This is a genomic window from Geobacillus sp. FSL K6-3411, assembly GCF_037965715.1.
GTDB classification, from domain to species: domain Bacteria; phylum Bacillota; class Bacilli; order Bacillales; family Anoxybacillaceae; genus Geobacillus; species Geobacillus thermodenitrificans.
Genome location: NZ_CP150187.1, coordinates 2,518,995 through 2,539,438 on the forward strand (window position 1 = coordinate 2,518,995; position 20,444 = coordinate 2,539,438).

Consider the following 20,444-nt stretch of genomic DNA (forward strand, 5'->3'; position numbering starts at 1 on the left):
TAATGTAGCGGCAAACCACCGTGACAGTCAAGGCAAAAAAATGCAGGCGCTGCTTCTATCAGCGCCTGCGCTAACGATCGGGGTCGCGCGGATGGAGAATAGCCGGCCGCCGGTTTTTCAACGGCATCGGCGAACGGATGAGCACATCACGCATCCCCCGGTAAGAAAACGGGATAAACGGCCATAAGTATGGAATGCCAAATGACGACATTCTGGCCAATGCAATGATCCAAACAGCAATGCCGAGCACATAGCCAAACAGGCCGAACAAGCCCGACAAAATGAGCAAAGCAATACGGACGAGCCGGTTTGCCAAACTCATTTCATAGCTCGGCGTTGCAAATGTGCCGATCGCAGCAACCGAAAAATATAAAATGACCTCATTGGAAAAGAGACCAACTTCTACCGCAATGCCGCCGATCATGAGCGCGGCGACAAGGCCAAGCGCAGTGGCCAGCGAAGACGGTGTATGAATGGCGGCCATCCGCAACATATCCATCCCCACTTCAATCATAAGAAGCTGGGCAAAAAGTGGAATATCACCTAAATTCGCCTTTCCTAAAAATTGCAACGCCCCCGGCAACAGCTCCGACTCTGTCATGAACAAGTACCAAAGCGGCAGCAAAAACACCGACGCCCAGACAGCTAAAAAACGGACAAGCCGCAAATACGCTCCGACGATCGGCTTGTTCCGATATTCTTCGGCATGCTGCAAATGATGCCAAAACGTCGCCGGAGTAATCATGACGCTTGGCGATCCGTCAACAATGACAAGCACATGCCCTTCATACAAATGGGCGGCCGCCGTATCGGGACGTTCCGTATAGCGGACAACGGGATATGGATTCCAATGCCGCCCAGAAACAAACTCCTCGACCGTTTTTTCCGCCATTACGAGTCCGTCCGTGTCAATGGCGGCGATCGATTCACGAACACGGCGAACCAGCTCCGGATCGGCAATTTCCTCGATGTAGCAAATACAAATATCGGTTTTTGAACGACGCGCCACCTGCACATATTCCATGCGCAGCGACGGGTCGCGGACGCGGCGGCGGATGAGGGCCGTATTAAAGACGATCGTTTCCACGAAGCCATCGCGCGCCCCGCGCACCACCCGCTCGGTATCCGGTTCTTCCGGTCCGCGCACCGGATAAGTGCGGGCATCAATCAAAATGATATGTTCAACCCCATCAACGACGAGTGCTGTCGGTCCTGCAAGCACCGCGGCGGCTGCTTCTTCGAGATCGTCTGTTTGCCCGATTTCAACGTAAGGAAGATGTGTCTTTAACAACTTCTCGAGCGGATGGTTTTTAAGTTCATGTTCTTCAAGACCAGATAAATATTCCATTAAATAGTGCAACATATCGTCTTTGACAAATCCATCGATCATAAACAACGCCATGGCCCGGCCGCCATACTCAACGTCAAGGCGAATGACATCAAAACTTTTATCGACCCCAAGCCGCTCCGATAAGTAAGCAGCATTGTCATGAAGGCGGCGGGAGGCTGGTTGTTTTGGCACTCGTTTTTCCATCATCATCCCCTGCAGCTCGTTCACTATATACTCCTCATCATAGACAATGAAAAGGAAATTCATACATAAATGTTCCTTGCGATGCATATATTGGTGACAACCTTGTCCAATCCAGGAGGATGTCATGAAAAGATGGGTGATCGTTGCCGCGCTGCTTGTCGTCATTATGGCCGTCGCGGCTCCTCTCTTCTCGTGGTGGGAGCGCCATCGCACCGTGGAAACGATCAAATTTTTCCCGCTCGACCGTGAAGCGGTATTCACCGAAGCGAAAACAACGCTTGTGCTCGGCGCCAAAAAAGAGCGCGAACGCTATACGTTGCGCTGGTCAACCACCTCGACGTTAAATCGCCGCGCTTATTTGCGACAAGATATCTCCTTGCTGTTTGCCGATGGCCGATTAATTGATGTGTTATCCAAATGGGAAACGGATGTGGATACGATCCGGATGGAGAAGACGGTGATGACGCATGACAGCCGTTTCTTCCAAGCGATTACGTTCCATCATGGCGAACTGCATAAAGGGGAAATCATTACGAGCAGCCAGACGATGTCAAGTACGTACTTATATGTCATCGACTCGCCGTACTATCCGCTCACATCGTTCCGGCGGCCGAAAACAGACGACGAGCGCGAATGGCAGCGCGTCTTAAACAAAGCGGCCAACGAGTTTCTCCGTCATAAAGCAGACGAGTTGCTAGATTATTTTTCCTTATCCAAAGACGACTATTACGCTCTTTATTTGCCAGAGTTGGTTGCCTATACGGAACAGCCGCTGCCCGGCTTATCGACAGCAAAAACGCAAACGATGATCGGCCGTCTATGGGAAGGGTTATACAAGTCGTATGTGCTCGGCATAAAAAAAGAGGATGGTTCCATCCTCTCGCCAATCGGCAGCACGATGCCGCTCATTTTGATTCAAAAAGATTATCGTAGAATCCTCATCTTGCTAGAGGCGAAAAACGGCGAAAAAGTGATGCTTATCCAAGTCCCTTAGCGAAAACCAAGCCATAAACCGGCGGCGGCCAACAACGCGGCAACAACCAACGCCTTCATCTGTCTTCCCCAAGCGACACGCTTCGGTAAATGGACAGCGCCCGCGGCCAAAAAGCCACCGACTAGTCCGCCGATATGGCCGGCGTTATCAATGCCAGGGACAAGCAGACCAAACAGTAAGTTCACAACAATTAAGCTGATTACGTTCATCCCCATTGTGCGAAAAAACAAGTGCCGATATACCGTACCGAAATAAAGAAGCGCCCCAAACAATCCAAAAATGGCGCCAGACGCCCCGGCAGAGATAGAAGGGGTAAACAAAAAACTTGCTAACGTCCCAAAAAAGCCGGCTGTTGCATAAATGAGCAAAAATCGAAGCGAACCATACAGCCGTTCAACCGTTATTCCTAAATAATATAAAGCGAACGTGTTGGTCAGCAAATGCAAAAACCCGATATGTAAAAACATCGGCGTTAAAAAGCGCCACCATTCCCCCATTTCAATGAGCGGGTTAAACTTAGCGCCATAACGGATTAAGACGCTCGGGTCCGTACTGCCGCCGCTCCATTCGAGAATGAGAAACATCACCACTTGCACAACGATCAACAGCCTTGTGAACAAGGGTTTGCCGTATTCAAAAATGCGTCGTTCTTCTTCCTGCTCACGGCGCCATTCCGTTAGCACTTCATATTTCAAACGCTCGGCGGTGGCAAACGGGTCGGCTCCCTCCGTGAGCGGCTCCGGTCGGATCGTGGCGCCGGTCATGTCCGCAAGGCGCGGCAACATCTCAGCTGTGTTGCTGCTATGAATGAGAAGCGTATGAAACGCGCCATCCGCTGGCTCGGAAAGTGGAAGCGGTTCATCTACAAGAAATTCCCAATCGTCGACCGGCGGATACGCCATCACATATACATTGACGACATGGCCTCCTTTGCCGATTTTTCGTCCATTCATTTGCCGGACAAATTGCCATGTATACTCGATATCGAGGCGCAGCGACCGGCTCCAATCAAAATCGGCGCGCACAAGACGGACAATCGTCGGACGCCGCCAGTGGCCCGATTCAAGCCATATTTCATCGCCGCGCTCAGACATCTGTGCGATGCGGTAGCCGCTATGGATTAAAAGACGAACAAGCTGCCAAAACAATACATCCATCGTTCCGATCACGTTCTCCTCTCCCTTTCTCCGACGAGGCCAAGCCCATTGAGCAGCAAGGCGGTCAATTCGCCGACCGTCCGACACACTGGGACGGACGAGCCGGTGGGAGCCGGTTGCCGCGGTCGAAAATACACAGCCTCCCAACCGGCGCCAAGCGCTCCCTCTACATCCAATTTCCACGAGTCGCCGACATATACCGGCTGCTTGGACGGTTGCTTGTTTCTAGCATAGTGAAAAATCGCCGCCTCCGGTTTTTTATACCCAACTTCTTCAGAAATAATCACGGCATCGCCGCGGAAAAAGTTATGAAGACCGCAGGAGGCCAGTTTCCCGCGCTGAATGGCACCGCTGCCGTTCGTAATAACCCCCAGAGGCACGTTGGCTGCGCGCAATTGGCAAAGCAAATCGGTTATGCCCGGCAAGGCGACAGCAAACCGGCTGACTACCCCGTCAAAATACGTGTGAAACCGGTCGGCCATCTCCTCGTCCGCTTCGATTTGGCAGGCGCGCGCCGCATCGAGAAAGCGGAGCCGACGGTAAGCACGACGCGTCAACGCTCCGGCTTCGTAGTCGGCCCAATATCGGTCGCACGCCTCTTTGAAAATGGGAAACCAAACGGAAAACGAAACGGGAGCAGCCGGAAAAAAGCGATGAAAACAATGGCGGATGGCGGCGCAAAACGTCTGCTCATAGTCAATGAGCGTCTCATCCACATCAAACCAAACGGCTTCCCACCGTTTCATCGCTGCCTCACGGGCGCAACATTTGCGAGACAAGAGCACCGCGTACCGCAGGAATGTTGAGCGCAAACCGGATGAGCTGTTTTCGCAGCGACGGAATGCGCAATGCCCAGTCGGCCATCCGGTAACGGTAACGGTAGGCAAGCCATCCGACAGCAACAACCAATAGTGAATACGCCCATTTGTTCATTGGTGCTCCCCCTTCATCATATGATACGTTCGTTATTCTTTTTCCCTTTTTCTCCTTAATTATGAAGCGCATTCATCAGCGCACGAACACGAACGCAGCGGCGAGCACCGCGCCAATGATCGACAACGCGTTGACTGCATCGTTGTCAAGCCAACGCCATCCTTTCACATGGATCGTCCTTTGCCCACAATGCCATTTCCGTTCTGTGGCTGCCCCACATACCAGGCAGCGGTAGGCGGACTGCCAAGCGGCACCAAGCCATGTGTCCAGCCAGCTGCCGAACCAGCCGAACAACGCAATCGTTAAAAATGGCGTAGTATGCAGGAAATGTGCACCGGCAGCAGCGATGAACAGCGCCCCAGCGAGGGAAGCAACCGTGCCAAGGAGCGTCACCGCTCCCGAAGTGCCAGCTTCCACCGGCTGAAAGCTCGGCCATGCCCGCGGCGGCCGTCGGCTCAAGGCGCCGATTTCCGATGCCCACGTGTCAGCGTTCGCTGCTGCGACGGCAACAACGAACAGCTCATTCCATACCGGATCAGGACGTAACAGCGCCAACAGCGCCAAAACAGCTGGCACTCCGCCGTTGGCAAGCACCTGGACAGCATCACGCCGCCCACCTTTGGCCAATTTTCCAGCCATCTTTGCTTTTTTCCTCTTCCCGGCGTTGCTAAAGAAGCTGGAGCTGGCAAAAAAGAGCCCTAACAACCATAATCCGCCCCAAGAAAAGCCGCATCCGACCAGCGTGCCGACGACAACGGTCGCCGCTGCCCCTGAGACAGACAGCGACCGCAATAGCCATCCGCCACCAGCTGCGATGACAGAGGCAGCCGCATACCACCATTCATCGCCCACAATGAATAACCCCTTGATCGGTAATCATAAACTCGACCGGCACATCGTGATCCTCGACAGGAATGTCTTCAACCACTTGAAACGAATAGGCGAGCGCCGCGGTCGTCGCCGTTATCCCCTGCAAATACCGGTCGTAATACCCGCCCCCATAGCCGATTCGGTAGCCGGTTTTCGTGAAACATACGCCCGGAACGATGATGAGATCAAACTCATCGCGGCCGAGCGCCGTTGTTTGTTCTTCGATCGGCTCGAGCAATCCGGCATACGCCTTCTCAAGTTGGGCGAACGATGCAATTTGCCGGAACGTCATCGTTTTTGTCATTGGATTGCATTTTGGCACACCGACCGTTTTTCCTTCTTGCCAAGCTCGTTCGATGATCGGCACAGTGTCCACTTCCGTCTCTTTTGCTATCGTGATGGCAACGACTTTGGCCTCTTGCCATTGCCGCCACCGGTATAAATAAGCGGCAATTTGCCGATCATATGCCTGTTTCTCGGCGGGTGAAAGCTGCCGAAGGCGATCAACCATCCGGCGGCGCAGTTCCCGTTTGCAATCCATCGTCTTCCCCCTTTTCAGCATAAAGATAAAAGCAGCAGGAATGATCTTCCTACTGCTTACTTCGTTTCACGGTGCAACGTGACTTTGCGATCCCGCGGGCAATATTTTTTCAGCTCCAGACGCTCTGGATTGTTGCGTTTATTTTTGGACGAAATGTAATTGCGTTCGCCGCATTCTGTGCATGCTAATGTAATGTTCACGCGCATCTTTTTCCCTCCAAACGTGCTTTATATAATCAGACCTTTCTATGATAGCATTTTTTTGTGGTGATTTCCACCTCTAAATTTTATCTTTTTCAATAAGACTGGCCACAAACAAAGATTGATATGATATAGTGAAAAAAGGAGGGATGGACAATGGTAGAATACGCAGTCATCGCTTTAGCGGTTTTATCGATTCTTTTGCTCATCATCTCGTTTTTTGCCAAAGACGAATTAAAACCGCTCGAAGAACAAATCGAGCAGTTGACCGTTTCGCTCGCCCAAGAAACGTACCAAATGAAAAAGCGACTGCAAGTCATTGAAGAAGAGCTGCTTATCCCCGAGCGCCGGCGTTCAGCTTCACCTCGCCGTGGGGGAGCATTATCGGCGACCGATCGACGCGTCTTGCTTTTACATAAACAAGGGTTTCCTCTCGATGAGATCGCGCAAGAAACCGGCTTGACTGTTCCTGAAGTCGAGCGGGCGATAAGGAGATTGCAGCGATGAGAAAGCGGACGATACGTTCTTTCGCCTTTGGCTTGCTTGTTTCGACGTCGATTATCGGCGCCGCATATTACACTTCCCCTCCGCCTGAGTCGACCGATGTGGACGTCAAGGCGTACCTTCAACAACATGAGCTCGTCGCTGTCACGAAGGACGAATACGACAAGCTCTTAAGCACCCAATCGAAGGCGTCGGTCGAACAGCCGCCGAAACAATCGGTGCAAACCGTTTATGTGTACCGCCTTGTGATTGAAAAAGGGGATACGCCGGAAGCGTTCGCCAAAGAGCTTGAGGCTGCCCACATCATCGACAGCGCTCGCTCGTTCAATGACTATTTGCAGAAGCGTGGGCTGGCGCATTTGATCCGCCCCGGCGCCTACAATGTGCGCAGCGATATGGATTATGCGGCGATCAGCCGCCTCATTACCAGCCCATAATTCAGCCAAAAGGAGGCGCCTGCCAGGACGCCTCCTTACATTTATACTGTCAGTCATTCAAGTCGTAATGCTTCCCTTTGACAAGGTAAATGAGATGTTCAGCAATATTGGTCGCATGATCCGCCGTCCGCTCCATATATCGAGCGACGAGGGCAAGCACGTTCATTTGCGCCAGCGCCTCTTTGTCCGTTTTCTCCATCTCAAGCAACGACTTCATCAGTTCTCCGTACTGTTCATCGACTTGATGGTCCATATCGGCAATTTGTGCAGCCAACGACACATCTTCCTGATCGTACGCAGCAATCACCGTCGATACCATGTCTGTGGCCAGGCGATGCATCAACACGAACGGGCGAATATCAATCACAAACGGCTGGCCGCCGATGCGGATGCATGCCTTAGCGATATTCACAGCAAAATCGGCGATTCGTTCGATATCGCTCGCGATTTTGATTGCGGCGACGATACGGCGCAAATCAGTCGCGACCGGCTGCTGTTTCGCAATGAGCCATAATGCGAAATCATTCACTTCCTCCTCGAACTTATCAATTGAACCGTCTCCGTCAATAACCGCCATCGCCAACTTTTTGTTTTGCGTTTGAAACGATTCAATCGCCTGTTGCAGTGCCACTTCTGTTAACCGTCCCATTTCGATCAGCTTGTTATGCAACGCCCGTAAATCATCAGCAAACGTTTCACGCATTTCTTTGCTTGCCTCCTTTGTTTTTACCCGAAACGGCCGGTAATGTAATCTTCCGTACGCCGGTCGGCAGGATTCGAAAACAGCTTGCTCGTCTCTGCGTACTCAATCACTTCCCCGTTCAAGAAAAATGCTGTTTTGTCTGAAATGCGCGCCGCCTGCTGCATATTATGGGTCACAATAATAATGCTGTATTGTTTTTTCAATTCTTGGATAAGTTCTTCGATTTTTAGCGTCGAAATCGGGTCGAGCGCCGAAGTCGGCTCATCCATTAAAATGACGTCCGGTTCGATTGCCAAACAGCGGGCGATGCACAGGCGTTGCTGCTGCCCTCCAGATAAACCGTAAGCATGATCGCGAAGCCGGTCTTTTACCTCATCCCAAAGCGCCGCCCCGCGCAAGCTTTTTTCGACAATTTCATCGAGCACTTTTTTATTGCGGATGCCGTGAATACGAGGACCGTAAGCAATATTGTCATAAATCGATTTCGGAAACGGGTTTGGCTTTTGAAACACCATGCCGATTTGTGTCCGCAGCTGTTCGACTGGATAGGACGGATCAAAAATATTGCGCCCGCGGTAGGCAAGATGGCCGGCGATGCGGACGTTCGGCACGAGCTCAACCATTCGGTTCAACGTTTTAATATAGGTCGATTTTCCGCATCCCGATGGCCCGATAATCGCTGTCACTTTATTTTCGTAAATCGTTAAATGAATATGTTTTAGCGCATGGTGCTCTCCATACCATAAATTCAAATCTTTCGTCTCGTACACGACTCCTTTCGCTTCGCCACTCTCGGCCGTCGGCATCGCCGCGGCTGATCCGACAGTCAGGGGAGCAACCTTTGTTTCTTTTGTTTTTGTTGCCATCATCTTATCGGTCTCCTTTCGCTCATTTCCCGTTCATGAAATTAAAATCGCTTTTGAAATTTGTTGCGAATCAACACTGCGACCGAATTCATCATAATGAGAAAGCCGAGCAAGACGACAATTCCTGCGGCTGCCACATGTTGAAATTCTTCCTGCGGCCGCCCTGTCCAGTTATAAATTTGCAGCGGCATAACGGTAAACGTGTCTAACACGCCGCTCGGCAGGTAGGCGATAAACGTCGGAATTCCGAGCACCACAAGCGGTGCGGTTTCCCCGACAGCACGGGAAAGCGCCAAAATAGCCCCCGTCAGCATCCCTGGCAGCGCCGCTGGCAGCACAACCCGGCAAATCGTTTGCCATTTCGTCGCTCCCATGGCATATGAAGCTTCCCGCAACTGCTGAGGAACCGCACGGATCGCCTCTTGGGCAGCGACGACGATCACTGGGAAAACGAGTAAACTCATGGTCAATCCGGCAGCGAGAACACTACGCCCAAGCCCGAGCTCACGGACGAAAATCGTCAATCCGAGCAAACCAAACACAATCGACGGTACACCGGTCAGATTGGAAATATTCGTTTGAATAAAAGCGGTAAATCGGTTTTTGAGCGCGTATTCTTCCAAGTAAATGGCGGTTCCGACTCCTAAAATAAACGAAACCGGTGCAACGATCATCATCAGCCAAAGAGAGCCGATCAGTCCGGACTTCATCCCAGCCTCTTCCGGCCGACGTGAAGGAAAGTTGTTTAAAAAATCACCATCCAGCCAGCCAATCGCCTGCATAACGACATGGGATAATAACAACATAAGAGCAATTAACCCCAAAACGGTTGCGAAAAAGAAAATGGCTTGCAAGATGGCGTTTTGCACCAGCCTTCCTTTCATCCTCTTCGAAACGAGCAGTTTATCCATTTTTTAATACTCCTCCCTAAACCGACGGGAAATGTATTGCGCTAATATATTCATCACCAATGTAAAAAGAAAGAGTGTCATCCCGACCGCGTAAATGCTGTAATAAATCGTTGTCCCGTAGCCGGCGTCGCCCGTTGTCACCTGGACGATATAAGCCGTCAATGTTTGAATCGACTTCGTGACATCAAACGTAAATTCCGGCGACGATCCGCCGGCTACCGCGACGATCATCGTTTCACCAACCGCCCGGGAAATGCCTAAAATCACTGAAGCGATCACTCCCGAAGCAGCGGCAGGAAGCACGACCTTAAGCGCCACTTCGAGCTTTGTCGCGCCAAGCGCAAGAGCGCCTTCGCGAATCGAATTCGGCACGGCACTCATCGCGTCCTCCGACAGCGAGGCAATCATCGGAATGATCATAATCCCCATCACAAGTCCCGGACTGAGCGCATTAAAAATCTCTAGGTCTGGAATGACGTTTTGCAATAACGGCGTTACGATCGTCAGGGCAAAAAAGCCGTAAACGATGGTCGGAATGCCCGCAAGCACTTCGAGTGCCGGTTTGATGATTCGCCGCGTCCGCTCCGATGCGTACTCGCTCAAGTAAATGGCCGAAGCGAGCCCAATCGGAACAGCAAAAAGCATAGCGATACCGGTTGTCAGCAACGTGCCGGTCACAAGCGGAGCCACCCCGAACGATCCGTGTTCCTCGTTCCACGGAAGCCACTCTTTGCTCGTGACAAACTCAACGATCGATACCCGGCGGAAAAATTCGATTGTCTCAAAAAGAAGGGTAAACAAAATACCAAGCGTCACGAGCACGGAGAGTGCCGCCAATGTAAAAAGGAGCTTGGGCGCGATCTTTTCCATCCTTTTCGGCCAATGTTGCCGCCTTTGATTTTCGACAATCATCTCCCGCACCGAGAACGGCTGTTCTTGATTTGTTGGAATCCCCATAAATCGAAAACTCCTTTCCGACATATTCCAACCGCAGTCACAAGTCTAGGCCGACAGACATCCGTTGTCGCCGGCCTAACGAAACTTATTTCAACCCTTGCAACGTTTCAAGTTGTTCCTTATACTTTTCCTCCGGTAGGCGGACATAACCGACTTCTTCGGCTAAATCCCCAGCTGTTTCCAACAAGAACTCCATGTAATCATACACTTGCGGTTTTTCTTTCAAAGATTTGACGTTCACATACGTAAATAGCGGACGCGAAAGCGGAGTATATTTTCCCGTCTCAATCGTCTCGTTCGTTGGCTCGATCGGACCGTTGCCGGCATCGATTGGCACAATCTTCAGCTTATCTTTATTTTCCAAGTAATACGCATAGCCGAAGTAACCAATCGCGTATCGATCCCCTTCGACTCCACGAACGAGGATATTATCGTCCTCAGAAAGTTGAGCGGTTTTGACCATTTCTTTTCCTTCAAGAATCACTTCATCAAAGTAGTCGTACGTTCCGGAATCATGACCAGGCGAGAAAAATTGAATTTCTTCATCCGGCCATCCCGAGCGGATATCCGACCATTTTTTCACCTTGCCGTCTTCCGTCCACATTTTTTTCAGCTCATCTACCGTCAAGTAGTCAACCCAGTCGTTTTCTTTATTGACAATGACAGAAAGCCCATCATAAGCGAGTTGAAACTCTTGAAATTCGATGTCGTTGGCAGCGGCTGCTTGTTTCTCTTCCTCTTTGATCGGACGGGAAGCGTTTGAAAAATCGCTTTCCCCTTTGCTGAATTTTTCAAATCCACCGCCCGTTCCCGACATGCCGACAGACACTTTCACATTCGGCTGTTCAGCCATATATTCTTCAGCGGCTGCCTCCGCAATCGGATAGACAGTCGAAGAGCCATCCATGATCACTTCGCCTGACAGTTCCGATGCAGACTCACCTTCGGCATCATTTCCCCCTGCTTTGTTCCCTCCGCCACAGGCGGCAACGAACACCATCATCCCGCTGAGCACACCGGACAACATGAGCCGTTTCCATTTGTTCATCGATTTTCCCCCTACACCATTCGTTTTCTCTTACATGTCCTATCATAAGTGAAGGCTATTAACGAGGTTTAAACGGAATGTTAAGATTATATAAACTCCAATCGTTCTCATCAGATCGGTTCCCCCTCTTTAAATACCTCCCCCATTCGCCCATGTTCTAATGCTCTTTCGCCGAGCAAGAAAATAAAAAAAGCCGATCCGACCGGAAAATATCCTGATCGAATCAGCTTCAATGGTCATTGTTCGTTTGTCTCTGCATCAGTAGCCGTCGTTTCCCCAGCCGTTCGTTTCGCCTTCAAGTCAAAATAAGCATCTAAAATGCGACGGCCGATCCGGTTGTTAATGCCATCGCTATCCCCCTGCGTCGCCCATGGGACAACGATAGCGAACGATACTTGCGGGTCGTTATACGGTGCATAGCCGACGAGTGTCAAATTGTATGTCGGATCATTGCGTCGGCTTTTAATCGGCCCATCATAAAACGCTTCGGCCGTCCCTGTTTTACCGGCTGGCTTGTACGAAGCATTGGCGAAATACGAATACGCCGTTCCGCCCGGCTCTTGCATGACACGGCGGAATCCTTCCTGCACACGTTGAATGTATTCAGTCTTCATATCAACGCGGTTTAAGACGACCGGCTCAAACTGTTGAATAGTCCGGCCAGGCGTTTTTCCGTCAATGGACGGATCGCGGATTTCTTTGACAAGGAGCGGCTTCATCCGGTAGCCGCCGTTGGCGATCGTTGAGACGTATTGTGCCAACTGCATTGGCGTATACATGTCATACTGACCGATCGACAAGTCAAGCAAAAACCCGCCGCGCGTACTTTGGCCTTGGAAACCGCCCAATTCGTTCGGCAAATCGATGCCGGTTTTCACGCCCAAGCCGAATTGGCTGAAATAATGGCGAATCGTCGTAAATGCATCTGGATTGATCTTAAGCGATTGATTCGGACGGTATGTACCGCCGCCAATAGCGATCGCTGTTTTAAACATATAAACGTTCGATGACTGCTTAAGAGCTGTCAGCTCATTAATGGTCCCCATCGTTTTCCAAGATTTTTTAACTGGAGTTCCCTTAATATGCAGCGGCTCATCCCGAATATACGTATTCGGATGGAGCACTCCCGTTTGGAAGCCGGTGAGCACCGTTGCCCCTTTCACCGCCGACCCCATCGCATAAGCTGATGTAATATTGCCGATGGCAAAGTCAACAAACTTGCCGTCTTGGAGCAGTTTGCCGGCCATCGCCAGCACTTCGCCTGTTTTCGGATTCATCATGACGACGAACGCCCGATCCAACAGTGGCGAACGCCCTTTCCGCTTCGTCGCCAAAATCTCTTCTTGGATAATTTGTTCCACTTTTTGCTGCAGCTCGGCATCGATCGTCAAAACGAGATCTTTGCCGCGCTCACCTGGGGACACTTGCTCAACCGAGACGATGTTGCCCGATTTGTCAACAATGTTTTTTACTTTCGCCTTTTTGCCGTGCAGCACTTCTTCATACTGCATCTCCAAGTAGCTTTTGCCGACGCGGTCGTTGCGACTGTAATCGCGGGCTAAAAAGTGGTCGAGCCGCTCGCGCGGGACGCCCTCATCTTCTTCTGTCACGCTTCCGAGCACAGAGCGAAACGTGTTGTCATAGATGTACTTCCGCTCCCAGTCAACGGTAGTGTTGACACCAGGCAGCTCGCTCAAATGCTCACTGACGACCGCATATTCGCGGTCAGTCACCCCTTTGCTTTTCACTATTTGCGGCGTCAGCGCATAACCGCTTTCCATCTCATGCTTAATGGCGATCACTTCAAGTTCTGCTTTGGAAATTTGCTCTAGATCTTGCTTCGTAATGCGATCGAGCGTCCACTCATACACTTTTTTGTCGATCTCTTTTTGCGTCAACCCTTGATCAGCGAGCGCTTTTCGTTCTCGTTCGCTCACTTTCTTTTTCGCCTCGTCTGGGTGAGTCAAAATCCAATAGTCTTTCATATCGCGCTCGGTCACTTTTTCTTCTGCATCTGGAATATCGATATATTGGGCGAGCTTTTTCGCCACTTCCAATATTTCTTCCGGTTGGGTCGTTTTTGAGCGCGTGTACGTAATCGCTTTTTGCGGCGTATTATCGACGATCACCTGGCCGAACCGATCGTAAATTTTGCCGCGTGGCACCGGCGTGCTGACAATCTGATCCTGCGTCCGTTCCACTTCGCGGCGGTAATCCTCCCCATACACAATTTGCACGACGCCCAAGCGTAAAATCAGCGCCGAAAACAATAAAAAGACAAAGAAAAACAAAATGTTTAAACGAATCGGTACTTGCGCCCGCTTTTTCCGTTTCATCCCCCGGTCCTCCTTTCCCTCTCCCTATTGTAAAAGAAAAAGGCAGGCATGGCTAGGGAAAAACATGGGCAACCCTTTTACCCCGACGGACCGCCCCGTTCGCCGGCCAGTTTCGTCCGAAGCAGAAGCGGCTCTTGTCGATCCCGCTCCGGGTGGCCATCCGTGAAGCGAATGCGACGGACAAACCAGTAAATCACCAAATGTCCAGCCCCACACACAAACATGAGAACGCGAATGCCGATCTTTTCCCCGAAGAGTGCCATTGCCGCTAAAAAGGCTAAAATCGATGCCACCCTCCCAACGTTCAAAAACAGCTCGCGGACGACAATGTACTCAACACGCGCTTCTGCTGATTTCCAACTTTTACCTATCACATCAAACGTTAACGATGAATACGGAACGAGCAAAAGCGGGTAAGCGATGGCGATCGTGGCAGCATAAATAATCAAGCGGGGGTAAGACGGCTGAAAGACAATAAGAAAAATAGCTGCATATAGCAACAGCCCGCCTAATAAAATGGCTTTCATCCGATATTCCCGTTTCATCAGCCGGGAAACCGCATAATAGGCGACAAACGATGTAAATGAATTGACGAGCCCATACTTGCCAAGCGCCCATTCGCTGTTCGAGGTGACATACACCAACACCGAAATGACGAACACAAACGAACCTTCACGCAATCCTTGAAAAAAGTGCGCATTCGTAATGAGCCGCCAGTTCCGGTTTTTATTGCGTTCCTTTAAAATGTGAACAAATAAATATTTTCCCGCCGCTGTGCGACGTTTGAGAAAGAAGCTGAGCAGTACAGCGATAATAAACAAGCCAAGTGACATCGAGAAAACGAGCGTATACCCTTTCAGACCGGCGAGCGATGAGATCATATAACCGGCGGCAATCGGTCCGATCATGCCGGCTGATGATGTCAGCACTCCGAAGAAACTGTTAAAAAAGTCGCGCGTCTCTGGTTCCGTAATTTCAAATGTCAACACGTTAAACGCCAGCCAATAAAAGCCATAGCCGATCCCCAACAGTGCGCCGAGAAAGAGCAAATATTGATGGGCGCGGGAACCAACAAGCAAAACGGTGACAAAAAAAACGGCTAAACACGACACCCCAAGCCGTAGGATGAGAATGCGGTCGATCTGTTTCGCCAGCCGGCCGGCGAATATAAACGTCAGCGGCTGCATGATGACGACCGCCAAATTATACAGCGCCAAGTCTCGAAAATCACCGGTCTGTTTCCATAGATAAATGTTGACAAACGTATTTGACAGCGATACAGCAAGCGAATAAAACCCACCGATAAAAAGAAGCAGCAGCAAATCACGGTCCACCCGTTCTTGGCCAGTCAATTTTTCAAATAATGACATCGCAAACTCCCCTTTTCATCTATCCGGTAGTGTGACCATTTCCGCTGCTGCTATGCACTTTTAAGTTAATGAAAAAAACGGGGCGACTCATTCGCCCCGCTTTTTTCATCGTGGATCTACTTATTTTGCTTTCGCTTCGCTGTATCGTTTTGCTACTTCGTCCCAGTTGACGACGTTCCAGAACGCCGCGATGTATTCCGGACGACGGTTTTGATATTTCAGGTAGTAAGCATGCTCCCAAACGTCCAAACCGAGGATCGGCGTTTTGCCTTCCATGATCGGCGAGTCTTGGTTTGGCGTGCTCGTAATTTCCAGCTCGCCGTTGTTGACGACAAGCCATGCCCAGCCGGAACCAAAACGGCCAGCGGCTGCTTTCGAAAACTCGTCTTTAAACGCCGCAAAGCTACCGAATTTTTTGTTGATGGCTTCAGCCAGTTCGCCTGTCGGCTCACCACCGCCGTTTGGAGACAAAATCGTCCAGAACAGCGAATGGTTCGCATGGCCGCCGCCGTTGTTGCGCACTGCAGTGCGAATGCTTTCAGGAAGGGCTTCCAAATTGCTGAGCAATTCTTCAAGCGATTTGTTTTGCAAATCAGCGTGTCCTTCAAGCGCTGCATTTAAGTTCGTCACGTACGTGTTATGATGCTTCGTGTGGTGAATGGTCATCGTTTCTTTGTCGATATGCGGCTCGAGCGCATCGTACGCATACGGCAATGCCGGCAGTTCAAATGGCATGCAAATCTCCTCCTTTTGTTATGTAATGCGGACGTAGTGCCGTCCATGTAAAATTAGCTTACCAAAATTACCACAATGTTTCAATGAATTTGCTTGTCTGCTGATGGCCGAAAGCACTCACAGTTGAATTCCCTTTTCTCAACATATACAATGGAAAATGGAGAAAAGGAAAGGTGTGGCCATGATGAACGTATTTGTCCAATTATGGAAAAGTCTGTATTCCCCAAAAGATATCGCTCGTTTTCGATTTCAAGGGATTGGAAAAACAATTGGCTATTTGTTTTTACTGACGCTTTTATCCGTTCTTCCGACTTTTTACTATGCTTCGACGTCACTAGCCGAGAGCATTCGCACAACGAGCGCTTTGCTGCGTAACGACCTCCCACCCTTTTCGATTGAAAACGGGGAGCTTCAGTCAGCAGCAACCGAACCGATCCATATTGACCAAGGCGGGTTTACAATCATTTTTGACAGCACGGGTGAAGTGACGAGAGAGGAAGTAGAGCGATTTCCAAACGCCATCGCTTTGTTGAAACATGAAGCTGTGCTCGTCGCCAGCCACCAAGCGCAGCATTACAGCTATGCGACTTTTCCCGACGTGACCATCACTGATGAAGATGTGCATACGTTTATCACCAGCTTGCAGTCACTTCTCCCCGTGCTTATTCCACTTTTCGGTCTTGTCTTATACGTGCTCGCCTGTTTGGGGAAATTCATCGGTGTGTGCGTATTCGCCTTGTTCGGTCTCCTTTTTGCCGGCATGTTAGACAAAAAGCTTCGCTACCGCCATACATGGATCATGGCAGCTTACGCCATTACGTTGTCGACCATCTTTTTTACTTTGATGGAAACTGTTCAAACGATCGTGCCTTACAGCACATTTATTCATTGGTTCGTTTCGCTCGCTGTCCTCTTTTTGGCCATTAAGGAAGTGCCGGCCGCGCGGGCGAACAGTTAGCCGCCAAGCCTATCCTTGGCGGCTTTTTTTATCCGGCCATTTCAAACTGTGCGATATCTTTCCCCCCACCATTTGACCGAGCCCAACGATCTTAATCCGATCTACGCATCGTCTCACGTTTCGCTTTTACATACAACATCGCGCTAACCTTCCCGACTGAGGAGATCCAAATACTGACAAATAAACTCATTAGCTCATCTTTCCGAATGATTGCCTCATGACTGTCCTCGTCTCCTCTTCCATTATGTCAATCCATCTCAACGCCGCCTGAACATTTTGTAACGTTTTACGGAATAGCTCTCATATTTTGAACGGACAAGCATACATTTCATAAAAAAAGCGTTGGGGGATACAATGAAAAAGTGGTTTCTGTTGCTTATCATCTTCCTTGTTGGCTATATTGCGTACAAAGATTTAACGGTCGGAACACTTCCAGTGTCATCGAAACCTCTGGCTGTTCAAGAGAGGACAAGCATCCCCGCCTATAAGATGGTCAAAATCAAAGCCGGCGACACGCTCTTATCGATTGCCGAACGCGAACAGCAAGGGCCGATCCCCGTTTCCATTGAGACATTGATTCGCGACTTTGAAAGGCTAAATCCTGAAGCAAAAGCAAATGCTCTTCAAATCGGGAAAACATACAAAATTCCGATATACGAAAAATAAACGTGGCGAATTTCTTGTCAATGCCCATCACTATTGATAAACTTAGTGCAGAAAAGCACTCGTTTTTAAAGGAGCGAATTTCCGTGAGTGAAATCATCCATCGTTCAAAAACAAGGCCAGTCCGCGTCGGGTCGCTGACGATCGGCGGCAACAATGAAGTCATTATCCAAAGCATGACAACGACAAAAACACACGATGTCGACGCGACTGTAGCCCAAATTCATCGGCTTGAGGAAGCGGGCTGCCAAATCGTCCGCGTTGCCTGTCCGGACGAACGGGCGGCTGACGCCATACCAGAAATTAAAAAGCGAATTAACATCCCGCTTGTCGCCGACATTCACTTTGACTATAAATTGGCGTTAAAAGCGATCGAAGGCGGCGTCGATAAAATTCGCATCAACCCGGGCAATATTGGGCGCCGAGAGAAAGTCGAGGCGGTCGTCAAAGCCGCAAAAGAACGCGGCGTGCCCATCCGTATCGGTGTCAACGCCGGGTCGCTTGAGAAACGCATTTTGGAAAAATACGGATATCCTACAGCCGAAGGCATGGTGGAAAGCGCCTTATACCATATCCGCATTTTAGAGGAGCTTGATTTTCACGATATTATTGTCTCGTTAAAAGCGTCCGATGTGCGTCTCGCCATTGAAGCATATGAAAAAGCGGCGCGCACGTTTGACTATCCGCTTCACGTCGGCATTACCGAGGCCGGAACACTCTTTTCCGGTACGATTAAAAGCGCGGTCGGGCTCGGTGCCATTTTAAGCAAAGGCATCGGCAATACGATCCGTATTTCCTTAAGTGCCGATCCGGTCGAAGAAGTGAAAGTAGCGCGTGAAATTTTAAAAACGTTCGGGCTTGCCTCCAATGCGGCGACCCTCATTTCCTGCCCGACGTGCGGACGGATTGAGATCGATTTAATCAGCATCGCCAATGAAATCGAGGACTATATCGCCAAAATTAAAGCACCGATCAAAGTCGCCGTGCTTGGTTGCGCCGTCAACGGACCGGGTGAAGCGCGCGAAGCCGATATCGGCATTGCCGGCGCCCGTGGCGAAGGCCTGTTGTTCCGCCACGGCAAAATTGTCCGCAAAGTGCCAGAAGAGCAGATGGTCGAAGAATTGAAGAAAGAAATCGACAAGCTGGCTGAGGAATATTTTGCGAAACAAAAGGAAAAAGAAGCGGCTCTAAAAGGGAATGCCGTGGAGTAATCGAAACACGGTCAAAAGAACAAAAAAGGGCGTCCTCGCTTGAGGACACCCTCGCTTTTTTTACGTATAAAACGGCATAATGAACAAGCGGACGAGAATGGCGATAACGCCGATCCCGATGGCCCACGCTCCAAGCGTCTCTGCGCCGCGCCGACGTGCGATAAAACCGACAATAATGCCGGCCGCTCCTAACAAAATCGGCCACATAAACAAAGCGATAATGGACAACGCTAAAGCGGTCCATCCAATCCCGGCGCCGCCTGCTCGCTCTTCGTTCCGCTCATCGCGTCGACGGATCGGCTCAGCGATCTCCGCCGCTGTTTCTTCCATGAAAGGACGTTCTGGTTCCTCTTTTCCGATCGATTGCACGTAACTTTCATTATACGTGCGCTCGCGGTTGTCTGCCATATGCTTCCCTCGCTTTCCTAAAGTAAGGAGCATTATTAGTATGAGAAACCGCCGTCATTTTATCAGTGTGAATATTTTCTAAAAGGGGGATAAGGCGATGAAGCGACAACGCCTCGGTATTGACATTGACGGTACCATAACATGTCCAAGCACATTCATCCCATACTTAAACGAATCATTTGGCAAACCGCTCACATTAGGCGACATTACACAGTACAATTTGGCACCGCTGTACGACGTAACGGAAGAGGAAATGGATCGCTGGATGGAGGAAAATGAAGCGGAGATTTATGAACGCGCCCCGCTTGCCCGTTATGCGCTTGAGGTGATCGATAGTTGGAAAGACAAATACGAGCTATTTTACATTAGCGCTCGCGGCCGCCATTTGTATGAGCTCACTGAACGTTGGTTTCAGCGGCATGGTGTCCATTACCATCATATTGAGTTGATCGGATCACATGATAAAATCGACGCCGTCCGTCGCTATCAGCTCGCGGCTTTTTTTGAAGACAAATACGACAACGCCTGCGCCATTGGCGAAGAATGCGGCATCCCGGTCATTTTGTTCGACACCCCGTACAATCAAGGTTCGCTTCCAGATAACGTCATACGCGTAAAAAACTGGCTTGAAGCAAAGCGCGAAATAGAACGGCGGTTACAGCCATAAAAAACCTCTCCCGCCTTATATCGGGAGAGGTTTTTGGCATTGCGGACACGTGCCGTAAATTTCAAATTTATGGTCAGCAATCTCATAGCCATCGAGCTCTGTGCCGATCCCGTCCATCGGGCACGCATCAATTTCCTTTGTTTTTCCACACTGGATGCAAATAAAATGGTGGTGATGATGGCGGGCATCACAGGCAAAGCGGAAATGCTTTTCTCCGGACAGCTCAGTCATTTCCAAAATGCCAAGCGTAGCGAAGAGTGACAAATTGCGATACACCGTGTCAAAGCTTAAGCCTGGATACGCCGGGCGAAGCGCTTCAAGCACTTCTTTTGCTGTCAAATATTTATCGCGCTCGGCAAACAGCTCGAGCATTTGCTTTCGTTTTTCAGTATATTTAAATCCGTTTTCTTTCATTAACTGCAACGCTTCGCCGATCTTCAT

24 protein-coding genes are annotated in these 20,444 nt (G+C 50.2%); 7 read left to right on the forward strand and 17 right to left on the reverse strand.

All coding sequences use genetic code 11. The features are described from left to right. Positions 1 to 70: 70 nt before the first annotated feature. Positions 71 to 1,534, reverse strand: coding sequence for a spore germination protein (locus NSQ22_RS12820; RefSeq protein ID WP_087960379.1), 1,464 nt, complete (start codon positions 1,532 to 1,534; stop codon positions 71 to 73). Between the two features lie 124 nt (positions 1,535 to 1,658). On the opposite strand from NSQ22_RS12820, the gene NSQ22_RS12825 reads away from it, so the two are divergent. After that, a complete protein-coding gene (locus NSQ22_RS12825; RefSeq protein ID WP_008879862.1) occupies positions 1,659 to 2,528 on the forward strand; it encodes a hypothetical protein in 870 nt (289 codons plus the stop codon). On the opposite strand, the gene NSQ22_RS12830 is transcribed toward NSQ22_RS12825, so the two are convergent. The 6 genes from NSQ22_RS12830 to rpmG form a co-directional block, all read right to left on the reverse strand. Then, positions 2,525 to 3,685, reverse strand: a complete 1,161-nt coding sequence (locus NSQ22_RS12830) for a rhomboid family intramembrane serine protease (RefSeq protein ID WP_035499253.1) — start codon at positions 3,683 to 3,685, stop codon at positions 2,525 to 2,527. The two genes, NSQ22_RS12825 and NSQ22_RS12830, sit on opposite strands and share 4 nt — an antisense overlap. Before the next feature lie 8 nt (positions 3,686 to 3,693). Further along, positions 3,694 to 4,431, reverse strand: a complete 738-nt coding sequence (locus NSQ22_RS12835; protein WP_008879864.1) for an HAD-IA family hydrolase — start codon at positions 4,429 to 4,431, stop codon at positions 3,694 to 3,696. A gap of 7 nt (positions 4,432 to 4,438) precedes the next feature. After that, the gene (locus NSQ22_RS12840; protein ID WP_008879865.1) at positions 4,439 to 4,618 is read right to left on the reverse strand and encodes a hypothetical protein; all 180 of its coding nucleotides are present in this window, start codon (positions 4,616 to 4,618) and stop codon (positions 4,439 to 4,441) included. Between the two features lie 75 nt (positions 4,619 to 4,693). Then, entirely contained in the window at positions 4,694 to 5,470 is a 777-nt protein-coding gene (locus NSQ22_RS12845) for a DUF92 domain-containing protein (RefSeq protein ID WP_008879866.1), read from the reverse strand. Next, on the reverse strand, positions 5,460 to 6,029 hold the full coding sequence (locus NSQ22_RS12850) for a 5-formyltetrahydrofolate cyclo-ligase (RefSeq protein ID WP_008879867.1): 570 nt from the start codon (positions 6,027 to 6,029) through the stop codon (positions 5,460 to 5,462). The genes NSQ22_RS12845 and NSQ22_RS12850 overlap by 11 nt, the downstream gene beginning before the upstream one ends. Positions 6,030 to 6,085: 56 nt before the next feature. Next, complete coding sequence (rpmG, locus tag NSQ22_RS12855; protein ID WP_008879868.1) at positions 6,086 to 6,235, reverse strand: 50S ribosomal protein L33; 150 nt, start codon at positions 6,233 to 6,235, stop codon at positions 6,086 to 6,088. Between the two features lie 150 nt (positions 6,236 to 6,385). Here rpmG and NSQ22_RS12860 point away from each other — a divergent pair, with 150 nt between their 5' ends. Together NSQ22_RS12860 and NSQ22_RS12865 are read left to right on the forward strand one after the other, a co-directional pair. Beyond that, positions 6,386 to 6,736, forward strand: a complete 351-nt coding sequence (locus tag NSQ22_RS12860; RefSeq protein ID WP_008879869.1) for a sigma factor-like helix-turn-helix DNA-binding protein — start codon at positions 6,386 to 6,388, stop codon at positions 6,734 to 6,736. Next, the gene (locus tag NSQ22_RS12865) at positions 6,733 to 7,170 is read left to right on the forward strand and encodes an aminodeoxychorismate lyase (protein ID WP_008879870.1); all 438 of its coding nucleotides are present in this window, start codon (positions 6,733 to 6,735) and stop codon (positions 7,168 to 7,170) included. The genes NSQ22_RS12860 and NSQ22_RS12865 overlap by 4 nt, the downstream gene beginning before the upstream one ends. A 49-nt stretch (positions 7,171 to 7,219) precedes the next feature. Here the strand turns inward: NSQ22_RS12865 and phoU are convergent, their stop codons facing one another. From phoU to sodA, 8 genes are all read right to left on the reverse strand, one after another. Then, positions 7,220 to 7,873, reverse strand: coding sequence for a phosphate signaling complex protein PhoU (gene phoU / locus NSQ22_RS12870; protein ID WP_060476066.1), 654 nt, complete (start codon positions 7,871 to 7,873; stop codon positions 7,220 to 7,222). A 23-nt stretch (positions 7,874 to 7,896) separates the two neighbouring features. Further along, positions 7,897 to 8,679, reverse strand: coding sequence for a phosphate ABC transporter ATP-binding protein PstB (gene pstB, locus NSQ22_RS12875; RefSeq protein WP_049756696.1), 783 nt, complete (start codon positions 8,677 to 8,679; stop codon positions 7,897 to 7,899). Between the two features lie 101 nt (positions 8,680 to 8,780). Then, positions 8,781 to 9,650: a phosphate ABC transporter permease PstA gene (gene pstA / locus NSQ22_RS12880; RefSeq protein WP_008879873.1), complete on the reverse strand. Its 870-nt coding sequence runs from the start codon at positions 9,648 to 9,650 to the stop codon at positions 8,781 to 8,783. A gap of 3 nt (positions 9,651 to 9,653) precedes the next feature. Then, positions 9,654 to 10,607 (reverse strand): phosphate ABC transporter permease subunit PstC, encoded by a 954-nt coding sequence (gene pstC, locus NSQ22_RS12885; RefSeq protein WP_008879874.1) that lies wholly within the window; start codon positions 10,605 to 10,607, stop codon positions 9,654 to 9,656. Positions 10,608 to 10,692: 85 nt separating this feature from the next. Further along, a complete protein-coding gene (locus tag NSQ22_RS12890; protein ID WP_008879875.1) occupies positions 10,693 to 11,655 on the reverse strand; it encodes a phosphate ABC transporter substrate-binding protein PstS family protein in 963 nt (320 codons plus the stop codon). A 236-nt stretch (positions 11,656 to 11,891) separates the two neighbouring features. Further along, the gene (locus tag NSQ22_RS12895; RefSeq protein ID WP_008879876.1) at positions 11,892 to 13,991 is read right to left on the reverse strand and encodes a penicillin-binding protein 2; all 2,100 of its coding nucleotides are present in this window, start codon (positions 13,989 to 13,991) and stop codon (positions 11,892 to 11,894) included. A 77-nt stretch (positions 13,992 to 14,068) separates the two neighbouring features. Beyond that, positions 14,069 to 15,361 (reverse strand): MFS transporter, encoded by a 1,293-nt coding sequence (locus tag NSQ22_RS12900; RefSeq protein WP_008879877.1) that lies wholly within the window; start codon positions 15,359 to 15,361, stop codon positions 14,069 to 14,071. Between the two features lie 120 nt (positions 15,362 to 15,481). Beyond that, positions 15,482 to 16,096, reverse strand: a complete 615-nt coding sequence (gene sodA, locus NSQ22_RS12905) for a superoxide dismutase SodA (protein ID WP_008879878.1) — start codon at positions 16,094 to 16,096, stop codon at positions 15,482 to 15,484. 184 nt (positions 16,097 to 16,280) lie between these two features. Here sodA and NSQ22_RS12910 point away from each other — a divergent pair, with 184 nt between their 5' ends. The 3 genes from NSQ22_RS12910 to ispG all read left to right on the forward strand — a co-directional run bounded on the left by NSQ22_RS12910 (position 16,281) and on the right by ispG (position 18,928). Continuing rightward, the gene (locus NSQ22_RS12910; RefSeq protein WP_011887820.1) at positions 16,281 to 17,054 is read left to right on the forward strand and encodes a DUF1189 domain-containing protein; all 774 of its coding nucleotides are present in this window, start codon (positions 16,281 to 16,283) and stop codon (positions 17,052 to 17,054) included. 354 nt (positions 17,055 to 17,408) lie between these two features. Next, a complete protein-coding gene (locus NSQ22_RS12915; RefSeq protein ID WP_008879880.1) occupies positions 17,409 to 17,720 on the forward strand; it encodes a LysM domain-containing protein in 312 nt (103 codons plus the stop codon). Between the two features lie 83 nt (positions 17,721 to 17,803). Beyond that, positions 17,804 to 18,928: a flavodoxin-dependent (E)-4-hydroxy-3-methylbut-2-enyl-diphosphate synthase gene (ispG, locus tag NSQ22_RS12920; protein WP_008879881.1), complete on the forward strand. Its 1,125-nt coding sequence runs from the start codon at positions 17,804 to 17,806 to the stop codon at positions 18,926 to 18,928. Between the two features lie 60 nt (positions 18,929 to 18,988). Here the strand turns inward: ispG and NSQ22_RS12925 are convergent, their stop codons facing one another. Further along, entirely contained in the window at positions 18,989 to 19,336 is a 348-nt protein-coding gene (locus tag NSQ22_RS12925) for a hypothetical protein (RefSeq protein WP_008879882.1), read from the reverse strand. A gap of 97 nt (positions 19,337 to 19,433) precedes the next feature. On the opposite strand from NSQ22_RS12925, the gene NSQ22_RS12930 reads away from it, so the two are divergent. Next, positions 19,434 to 20,003 carry a nucleotidase gene (locus tag NSQ22_RS12930; RefSeq protein ID WP_008879883.1) on the forward strand — a complete coding sequence of 190 codons (570 nt, stop codon included), beginning with the start codon at positions 19,434 to 19,436 and terminating at the stop codon, positions 20,001 to 20,003. Positions 20,004 to 20,018: 15 nt separating this feature from the next. Here the strand turns inward: NSQ22_RS12930 and NSQ22_RS12935 are convergent, their stop codons facing one another. Then, a complete protein-coding gene (locus NSQ22_RS12935; protein WP_011887821.1) occupies positions 20,019 to 20,444 on the reverse strand; it encodes a Fur family transcriptional regulator in 426 nt (141 codons plus the stop codon).

What these genes read in the sequence shown, in the direction of transcription:
- NSQ22_RS12890 (WP_008879875.1), bottom strand. Translation starts at nt 11,655, where the DNA reads ATGAACAAATGGAAACGGCTCATGTTGTCCGGTGTGCTCAGCGGGATG.
- NSQ22_RS12915 (WP_008879880.1), top strand. Translation starts at nt 17,409, where the DNA reads ATGAAAAAGTGGTTTCTGTTGCTTATCATCTTCCTTGTTGGCTATATT.
- NSQ22_RS12835 (WP_008879864.1), bottom strand. Translation starts at nt 4,431, where the DNA reads ATGAAACGGTGGGAAGCCGTTTGGTTTGATGTGGATGAGACGCTCATT.
- NSQ22_RS12860 (WP_008879869.1), top strand. Translation starts at nt 6,386, where the DNA reads ATGGTAGAATACGCAGTCATCGCTTTAGCGGTTTTATCGATTCTTTTG.
- NSQ22_RS12830 (WP_035499253.1), bottom strand. Translation starts at nt 3,685, where the DNA reads ATGGATGTATTGTTTTGGCAGCTTGTTCGTCTTTTAATCCATAGCGGC.
- pstB (WP_049756696.1), bottom strand. Translation starts at nt 8,679, where the DNA reads ATGCCGACGGCCGAGAGTGGCGAAGCGAAAGGAGTCGTGTACGAGACG.
- NSQ22_RS12935 (WP_011887821.1), bottom strand. Translation starts at nt 20,444, where the DNA reads ATGAAGATCGGCGAAGCGTTGCAGTTAATGAAAGAAAACGGATTTAAA.
- NSQ22_RS12825 (WP_008879862.1), top strand. Translation starts at nt 1,659, where the DNA reads ATGAAAAGATGGGTGATCGTTGCCGCGCTGCTTGTCGTCATTATGGCC.
- phoU (WP_060476066.1), bottom strand. Translation starts at nt 7,873, where the DNA reads ATGCGTGAAACGTTTGCTGATGATTTACGGGCGTTGCATAACAAGCTG.
- NSQ22_RS12900 (WP_008879877.1), bottom strand. Translation starts at nt 15,361, where the DNA reads ATGTCATTATTTGAAAAATTGACTGGCCAAGAACGGGTGGACCGTGAT.
- NSQ22_RS12820 (WP_087960379.1), bottom strand. Translation starts at nt 1,534, where the DNA reads ATGGAAAAACGAGTGCCAAAACAACCAGCCTCCCGCCGCCTTCATGAC.
- NSQ22_RS12925 (WP_008879882.1), bottom strand. Translation starts at nt 19,336, where the DNA reads ATGGCAGACAACCGCGAGCGCACGTATAATGAAAGTTACGTGCAATCG.
- sodA (WP_008879878.1), bottom strand. Translation starts at nt 16,096, where the DNA reads ATGCCATTTGAACTGCCGGCATTGCCGTATGCGTACGATGCGCTCGAG.
- NSQ22_RS12895 (WP_008879876.1), bottom strand. Translation starts at nt 13,991, where the DNA reads ATGAAACGGAAAAAGCGGGCGCAAGTACCGATTCGTTTAAACATTTTG.
- NSQ22_RS12865 (WP_008879870.1), top strand. Translation starts at nt 6,733, where the DNA reads ATGAGAAAGCGGACGATACGTTCTTTCGCCTTTGGCTTGCTTGTTTCG.
- pstA (WP_008879873.1), bottom strand. Translation starts at nt 9,650, where the DNA reads ATGGATAAACTGCTCGTTTCGAAGAGGATGAAAGGAAGGCTGGTGCAA.
- rpmG (WP_008879868.1), bottom strand. Translation starts at nt 6,235, where the DNA reads ATGCGCGTGAACATTACATTAGCATGCACAGAATGCGGCGAACGCAAT.
- pstC (WP_008879874.1), bottom strand. Translation starts at nt 10,607, where the DNA reads ATGGGGATTCCAACAAATCAAGAACAGCCGTTCTCGGTGCGGGAGATG.
- NSQ22_RS12850 (WP_008879867.1), bottom strand. Translation starts at nt 6,029, where the DNA reads ATGGATTGCAAACGGGAACTGCGCCGCCGGATGGTTGATCGCCTTCGG.
- NSQ22_RS12910 (WP_011887820.1), top strand. Translation starts at nt 16,281, where the DNA reads ATGAACGTATTTGTCCAATTATGGAAAAGTCTGTATTCCCCAAAAGAT.
- NSQ22_RS12840 (WP_008879865.1), bottom strand. Translation starts at nt 4,618, where the DNA reads ATGAACAAATGGGCGTATTCACTATTGGTTGTTGCTGTCGGATGGCTT.
- NSQ22_RS12930 (WP_008879883.1), top strand. Translation starts at nt 19,434, where the DNA reads ATGAAGCGACAACGCCTCGGTATTGACATTGACGGTACCATAACATGT.